This is a genomic window from Mycobacterium sp. TH-M15 (assembly GCF_057473705.1).
On the sequence record NZ_JBYCLB010000189.1, the window covers coordinates 1 to 7,056 of the forward strand.

The window sequence follows — 7,056 nt, forward strand, 5'->3', positions numbered from 1 at the left end:
TGTCACCGGCCAGCTCGACCGGAAGGTCGATCGGTGTGCGCGACGTCGTGGCGGCGGTGAACAACTGCTTGACGATCCGGTCCTCCAGCGACTGGTAAGCCATCACCACCAGCCGTCCGCCGGTCCCCAGCGCGTTCAACGCATCGGGGATTGCGGCGCGCAACGAATCGAGCTCACCGTTCACCGCGATCCGCAGCGCCTGGAACGTCCGCTTCGCCGGGTGCCCCCCGGTGCGCCGCGCCGCGGCCGGAATCGCCTGGTAGAGCAGCTCGGTGAGCTCTGCGGTCGAGTTGAACGGAGCGTCGGACCGCCGGCGGACGATCTGCGCCGCGATGCGGCCGGCGAACCGTTCCTCACCGTAGCGGCGCAGAATGTCGATGAGGGCGGCCTGATCGTAGGTGTTGACGATGTCGGCTGCGGTCAGCATCAAGCCCGGGTCCATCCGCATGTCCAGCGGCGCATCGGTGGCATAGGAGAAGCCCCGCGCGGCCCGGTCTATCTGCATCGACGAGATGCCCAGGTCGAACAGGATCGCGTCCACCGATCCGGTTGCACCGCAGCCGGACGCGACCAGAACATCGGCAATGGTGTCGTATCTGGCCTGCACCAATGTGACCCGGTCGCCGAACCGGGCAAGCCGCCCGCCGGCAATTCCGATCGCCTCGGGGTCGCGATCCAGCCCGATCAGCCGCAGCCCTGGCAGCTCGGTGAGGAAGCGTTCGGCGTGGCCGCCCGCGCCGACGGTCGCGTCGACCAGGACCGCGCCCGAGCCGTCGGCGTGGTTCCGGGTCAGTGCCGGGGTCAGCAGTTCGACGCAGCGCGCCAGCAGCACCGGCACGTGGCCGAAATCCTTCGGGCCGTCAGCCACCGCAACACCTCCCGATCGGGCGCGGCAGCGGCTGGGCGATCTGCGGTCGACCCGCTGCGCCCGGCTTCGCCGCGCTTGCGATCGCCCGGCCGGGACGGTCACCCCTGCCCCGAGGTCTCTGTCCGATGTCGCGAACCTGGCGTTGGGGAAGTACGCCAGGGTCGCATCGGGCAGAGGCCACGAGGCACGGGCGTGCGCCTCAGATGATGTCGCTGAGCGCTTCATCGCTGGCCGCGGAGAAATTCTCTTCGTGGGTTTCTTGGTAGTTCCGCCAAGCCTCGGCGTCCCAGATCTCCAGATAGTCGACGGAGCCGATCACCACGCAGTCCTTGGTCAAGTCGGCGTAGCGACGGTGGTCGGCCGACAGGGTGATCCGCCCCTGGGCGTCGGGGTGCTGTTCGTCGGCGGCGGCGGCCAGGTTGCGCAGGAACGCACGCGCCTCGGGATTGCTGCGCGACGCCCGGCTGGCCCGCCGGGCCATCTCCTCGAATGTCGCCCGCGGATAGACGGCCAGGCTGTGGTCCTGACTCTTGGTCACCGTCAGCCCTCCTGCCAGTTCGTCCCGGAACTTCGCGGGCAACGTCAGTCGCCCCTTGTCGTCGAGTTTGGGCGTGTAGGTGCCGAGAAACATCACGGCACCTCCCGCCGGATTGCGAAGCCCGGGCCAGCCCGCCTCCGAAAACCCCTCCAACAACTTCAGCCACGATACCCCACTATCCCCCACATTCCACCATTTGTGATGTCACATCTGGGTATCTCACCCACTTCTCGCCACGAGCACCTACGGTGCCCCACCGGGGCAGCGGCCGACGTCGAGATGTTTTCCCAGGTGGAGCCGGTTGATCGGGCCCGATCGCCGGTGCGACACACTGCGGACCGGTGCTGTCGGCCCGGACCCTTACCGGCGTAGAGACGAGAACGGGGCAGCCGATCGGCTGCCCCGTGGTGTCGCGGTTGCGGTTACTGGTCGAACCGGCGCCGGAATCGGTCCTCCATCCGGCTGGCGAACGAACCCTCGGCGCCCCGGCGGCGCTGGCGGCCTCCGGTGGCCCCCGCCTGGCCGGACTGGCCCCGACCGCCCGCCGATCGGCCGGTGACGGCGAAGAGCACGCCACCGAACATGACCACGAACCCGATGACGCTGAGAATCAGGAAACCCGGGTTGACGTTGGCGTAAAACGGGATGCCGGAGACCAGCATCGCCAGGCCGAGCACGAACAACAGCGTGCCTTTCAGACGCCGCCGAGTGGTCGGCGTGCGCAGCGCACCGCTGCGGACATTCGAGGCGAACTTGGGATCCTCGGCATAGAGGGCACTCTCGATCTCATCGAGCATTCGCTGTTCATGATCGGAGAGTGGCATCCGTCCCTCCTTGCCGACGCCGTCACCCGTTCAGATACACGGGCGGCCGCCCAGGCTCCCGGGCGACTAACACCGATAATACGAGGTCGGTCTGCCCCGTACCACCGGGTGCGTCACCCGATTGTAGCCACGCGGTGTTATCCGGCGACCTGAATCGGCGACACCGGATAATGACAGGTGCACGGTCCGGTCGAGTACGGGAGGACATCGACGTTGGCGGTCTGCCTCATCGACCTGTCGCCGCACGAGATGGCGCGGCGACTCGGCGACGCACTGGGGGTGTACGTCAACGCGATGAGCTACCCGCCCGGAACCGCGAGCCACCGGGCCGCGTTATGGCTCGAACACACCCGTCGCCGCGGCTGGCAGGCGGTGGCCGCCGTGCAGACCGCCGGGCCCGACGGCCCGCCGGCCGCGCCGCCGAGCGAGGCGCCGCTGCTCGGTGTCGCCTACGGCTACTGCGGGGCACCGGACCAGTGGTGGCAACAACAGGTGGTGCTCGGTCTGCGGCGCTACGGGTTGGCCGACGCCGACATCGCCCGGCTGATTTGCGACTATTTCGAACTGACCGAACTGCACATCACCCCGCAGGCGCAGGGGCACGGGCTGGGCGAGGCGCTGGCCCGACGGTTGCTCGCCGGACGCGCCGAAGCCAACGTGCTGCTTTCCACGCCGGAGATCAACGGTGAAGACAACCGCGCCTGGCGGCTGTACCGGCGGCTCGGCTTCATCGATGTCATCCGTGGCCACCACTTCGCCGGCGATCCGCGCGCGTTCGCCGTGCTCGGCCGCTCCCTGCCGCTGTGAAGCCCAGGCGGCGACGCCCCCGTCCGCCGGGCCGACGGCCCGCTCCGGGCGCCGGGTCTGGCACGATGACCTGGTGCATCTCCGGCGCGTCTCCTCTCCCGGGTCCCCCTCCAGGCCGCGGCGCGGCGCACGCCGTCGCCTGGTCGCCCTGACCGTGCTGCTGCTGCTGACCGCGCCCATGACGGTCGGCTGCGTCCGGATCCGGGCGACGATCACCATCTCACCCAACGACCAGGTCTCCGGTGAGATCCTCGCCGCGGCCAAGCAGCGCACCGACGAGGACACCGGACCGATGCTGAGCCGGAACCTGCCGTTCAGCGAGAAGGTGACGGTGGCGTCGTACAACCGGGAGGGCTACGTCGGCTCCCGGGCGGTCTTCTCCGATCTGACCTTCGCCGAGCTGCCGCAGTTGGCGGACTTGAATCCGGACGCCGCCGGGGTGAGTCTGACGCTGCGCCGAGCCGGGAACCTGGTCATCCTGGACGGCCGGGTGGATCTCACCCTGCTCTCCGACCCGGAGGCCGAGGTGGAGCTGACCGTCAACTTCCCCGGCGAGGTGATCTCCACCAACGGCGAGCGGGTCGGCGGGGATTCGGTGCACTGGAAGCTCAAACCGGCCGTGGTGAGCACGATGACCGCGCAGGCCCGGTACACCGACCCGAGCACCCACGCGTTCTACCGGACCGCGCTGTGGTTGGGCGTCGCGTCGGTCGCGGTCGCCGGCCTGGTGGCGCTGATCGCCTGGTACGGCCGGGACAGCTCACCGAGGTTCAGCAGCTCGGACGACGATCAGCTCTGAGCCGCGTGCGGCGACCAGTAGCTGAGCATCTCGGCGAACGTCCGGAAGGCCGCCGCGGAGACACCGTAGGTCGCCTCCAGGTGGATGCTGAGCGGGAAACCGAGATCGGCGACGCCGTCGATCACCCGCTTGTACAGATCCAGCGTCAGCGCGCGGCGCCGGTCGGGCTCGCTGTCGGCCAACTGCTTGACGAACGCCTGTTCGGCGGCGACCACCGGGTTGCCGGGATCCTGGATGAGCCAGTTGATCAACCCGACGGACTCCTCGGCCCCCGGTACGAAGCCGAACGACAACAGGATCTCCGGCCGGTGGTCGGTGCACTGGGCGAACTCGGTGAGGAAACCGACGATCGCGTCGGAGTAGAGCAGCTGGGTCAGCCCGAACGTCGCACCCCGATCGCATTTGAACCGGAAGCGGTCGGTCTCGCCGTCCCGGGTGGGGATGAGAATCGCGCCGCGATCCGGTACCAGGTTCCCGAAGATCGCCAGCGCGTCGGTCGGCGCGACGCCGGAGCCCTCGCCGTCGTGCATGGTGCGCGGCACCCCGACGAAGACGATCCCGTCGATCCCGGCCGAGACCAGCTCGGTGAGTCGGCCGCGCAGCGCCGGTTCGTCCAGGAAGGCGGTGACCTGGGTACACAGCCCGCCCACCCCGGGCAGCTCCGGCGTGATCGTCGACCAGAAATCAAGCACGTCGAGCTTCGGCTTCATCTCGACCGGCCGGTCCTCCTCCTCGGCGATGATCCCCGGCATCAGCACGTGCCCGATCCGACCGTCGAGGCCGGTGTCGCCGGCCAGCCGCACCACCTTCCGCGCTTCCTCGATCGCCTGGTGCTGTCCCCGGTCCGCGTTGGGTGGGACAAGCTCGAGCGCGACGGTGTTCAGGGTCACGAACTGCTCCTCGTCGGATGGTCACGGTGCCGCCGTGGCGGTCGACGGTGATCGGGCCGGCTTCGTCCGGGCGGCGCACGGCACGAGACGGTCAGCGTATCGAAACAGCCGCAGGCGGCGGGGGCGGGTAGTGGCACACTCTACGCTGGGTGCACGCGGGCAGCCTGCACACGGGGGCGAGCAGAAAGGGGCTTCGCGCTGAGCAGCAGAGCAACGGCGGCACCCGCACCGTCAGCCGCCGAACTGGCCGACGCCGTCACCAACCGGTTGCGCGAATATCTTGGCCATCGTCGCCGCGAGACCGCCTACCTGGGCAGCGAATACGAAGGCCTGGTCGGCGTCCTGGAGGACTTCGTGCTGCGCGGCGGCAAGCGGTTGCGCCCGGCGTTCGCCTACTGGGGTTGGCGGGCCGTGGCGGGCCCGGAGACGCAGTCCGAATCCCAGACGCTACTGCTGTTCTCCGCCCTGGAGTTGCTGCACGCCTGCGCGCTGCTGCACGACGACGTGATCGACGCATCGGCCACCCGGCGCGGCAGCCCGACCGCCCACCGCGCCTTCGCCGAACTGCACCGGGCCCGCGGCTGGCGCGGCGCGCCCGAGCAGTTCGGCATATCGGCCGCGATCCTGCTGGGCGACCTGGCGCTGGTCTGGGCCGACGACATCGTCGCCGAGACGGACCTGCACCCGGACGCTCGGCGCCGGGTGCTGCGGGTCTGGGCCGACATCCGCACGGAGGTGCTCGGCGGCCAGTACCTCGACATCGTCGCCGAGGCGGCCGGCGCCGAGTCGATCGCGTCGGCGATGACCGTCAACACCTACAAGACCGCCTCCTACACGGTGACCCGCCCGCTGCAACTGGGCGCCGCCGCGGCCGCCGACCGACCCGACATCCAGGCCGTCTTTCAGCGGCTCGGCACCGACCTCGGGGTGGCGTTTCAGCTGCGCGACGACGTGCTGGGCGTCTACGGCGACCCGGCGGTGACCGGCAAGCCGTCCGGTGACGACCTGCGCTCGGGCAAACGCACCGTGCTGGTGGCCGAGGCGGTGGAGCTCGCCGAGAAGGCCGATCCGGCGGCGGCCGACCGGTTGCGCGCGTCGCTCGGCACCGCGCTGACCGAACCGCGGGTGCGCGAGCTGTGCGACATCATCCGGTCGGTGGGCGCCCTGGCCGCGGTCGAGCGTCGCATCGAGACGCTCACCCGCCGCGCCCTCGCCACGCTGGACGCCGCCCGGATCGACGCGGCCGCCCGGGCCGGGCTCTGCGAACTAGCCCGCCTGGCCGCAAACCGGACCGCGTGAGCGCCCCGGGACCGCCGATGTCGACTCCGACCGCACCGACGCACACCCCGGCCGCCGCGCTCGCCCGGCAGCTGTCGAGACTGCACCGGTTCGCCACCGGGCCGGACGCCCGACAGGCCTGGCTGGGCTGTCTGGGCGCGGCGCTGGTCACCACCGGCGGGCTCGGCGCCGGCAGCACCCGGGCTCACGACCCGCTGCTGGAATCGCTGCACCTGTCCTGGCTGCGGTTCGGCCACGGCCTGGTGTTGTGCACGACCCTGCTGTGGGCCGGCGTCGCGGTGATCATCCTGGCCTGGCTGGGTCTGGGCCGACGGATCGTCGACGGCACCGCCGACGAGTACACGATGGTGGTCAGCACCGGCTTCTGGCTCGCCCCGCTGCTGCTGTCGGTGCCGGTGTTCAGCCGGGACACCTACTCCTACCTGGCCCAGGGTGCGCTGCTGCGCGACGGGTTCGACCCGTACCTGGTCGGACCGGTGGACAACCCCAACCCGCTGCTCGACGACGTCTCGCCGATCTGGGCGGCGACCACCGCCCCGTACGGGCCGGCGTTCATCCTGATCGCGAAGTTCGTCACCCTGCTGGTCGGCGACAACGTGGTGGTCGGCACCATGCTGCTGCGACTGTGCATGCTGCCCGGGCTGCTGCTGCTGATCTGGGCCACGCCACGGGTGGCCCGCCATGTCGGCGGCGGCGCCCCGGCCGCGTTGTTCGTCTGCGCGCTGAACCCGCTGGTGATCATCCACCTGATGGGCGGGGTGCACAACGAGATGCTGATGGTCGGCCTGATGGTCGCCGGCATCGCGTTGATCCTGGACCGGCATCACGTCACCGGGGTGACGCTGGTGGCGGTCGCCGCCGCGGTGAAGGCCACCGCCGGGATCGCGCTGCCGTTCCTGGTGTGGGTCTGGATGCGCCACCTGCGCGACCAACGCGGGTACCGATCGGCGTGGGCGTTCCTGGCCGCGGTGGCGGCCGCGGCGGCGATCCTGGTCGCCGTGTTCGCGGTGCTGTCCGGGTTGGCCGGTGAC

The 7,056-nt window shown here is 70.3% G+C and carries 8 protein-coding genes; 4 read left to right on the forward strand and 4 right to left on the reverse strand.

Translation table 11 applies throughout. From position 1 onward, the window contains the following. The 3 genes from rsmH to AC2VNT_RS04495 form a co-directional block, all read right to left on the reverse strand. A partial coding sequence (gene rsmH / locus AC2VNT_RS04485; protein WP_486945707.1) for a 16S rRNA (cytosine(1402)-N(4))-methyltransferase RsmH occupies positions 1–1,093 on the reverse strand: 1,093 nt, incomplete at its 3' end. Further along, positions 1,068–1,499, reverse strand: coding sequence for a division/cell wall cluster transcriptional repressor MraZ (mraZ, locus tag AC2VNT_RS04490; RefSeq protein WP_486945708.1), 432 nt, complete (start codon positions 1,497–1,499; stop codon positions 1,068–1,070). The genes rsmH and mraZ, both read right to left, overlap by 26 nt. Positions 1,500–1,828: 329 nt before the next feature. Next, a complete protein-coding gene (locus AC2VNT_RS04495) occupies positions 1,829–2,230 on the reverse strand; it encodes a DUF3040 domain-containing protein (RefSeq protein WP_486945709.1) in 402 nt (133 codons plus the stop codon). Positions 2,231–2,443: 213 nt separating this feature from the next. Between AC2VNT_RS04495 and AC2VNT_RS04500 the strand changes: the two genes are divergently transcribed. Both AC2VNT_RS04500 and AC2VNT_RS04505 read left to right on the forward strand, forming a co-directional pair. Next, entirely contained in the window at positions 2,444–3,037 is a 594-nt protein-coding gene (locus tag AC2VNT_RS04500; protein ID WP_486945711.1) for a GNAT family N-acetyltransferase, read from the forward strand. A 178-nt stretch (positions 3,038–3,215) separates the two neighbouring features. Further along, positions 3,216–3,836 carry an LppM family (lipo)protein gene (locus AC2VNT_RS04505; RefSeq protein ID WP_486945712.1) on the forward strand — a complete coding sequence of 207 codons (621 nt, stop codon included), beginning with the start codon at positions 3,216–3,218 and terminating at the stop codon, positions 3,834–3,836. Here AC2VNT_RS04505 and AC2VNT_RS04510 read toward each other — a convergent pair. Beyond that, positions 3,827–4,726: a mycobacterial-type methylenetetrahydrofolate reductase gene (locus AC2VNT_RS04510; protein WP_486945710.1), complete on the reverse strand. Its 900-nt coding sequence runs from the start codon at positions 4,724–4,726 to the stop codon at positions 3,827–3,829. The genes AC2VNT_RS04505 and AC2VNT_RS04510 overlap by 10 nt on opposite strands. Before the next feature lie 243 nt (positions 4,727–4,969). Between AC2VNT_RS04510 and idsA2 the strand changes: the two genes are divergently transcribed. Together idsA2 and mptB are read left to right on the forward strand one after the other, a co-directional pair. Beyond that, a complete protein-coding gene (gene idsA2, locus AC2VNT_RS04515) occupies positions 4,970–6,025 on the forward strand; it encodes a bifunctional (2E,6E)-farnesyl/geranyl diphosphate synthase (protein WP_486945713.1) in 1,056 nt (351 codons plus the stop codon). Between the two features lie 17 nt (positions 6,026–6,042). Continuing rightward, the coding region (gene mptB, locus AC2VNT_RS04520) for a polyprenol phosphomannose-dependent alpha 1,6 mannosyltransferase MptB (RefSeq protein WP_486945714.1) at positions 6,043–7,056 on the forward strand (1,014 nt) is incomplete at its 3' end.

What these genes read in the sequence shown, in the direction of transcription:
- mraZ (WP_486945708.1), bottom strand. Translation starts at nt 1,499, where the DNA reads ATGTTTCTCGGCACCTACACGCCCAAACTCGACGACAAGGGGCGACTG.
- AC2VNT_RS04495 (WP_486945709.1), bottom strand. Translation starts at nt 2,230, where the DNA reads ATGCCACTCTCCGATCATGAACAGCGAATGCTCGATGAGATCGAGAGT.
- AC2VNT_RS04505 (WP_486945712.1), top strand. Translation starts at nt 3,216, where the DNA reads ATGACGGTCGGCTGCGTCCGGATCCGGGCGACGATCACCATCTCACCC.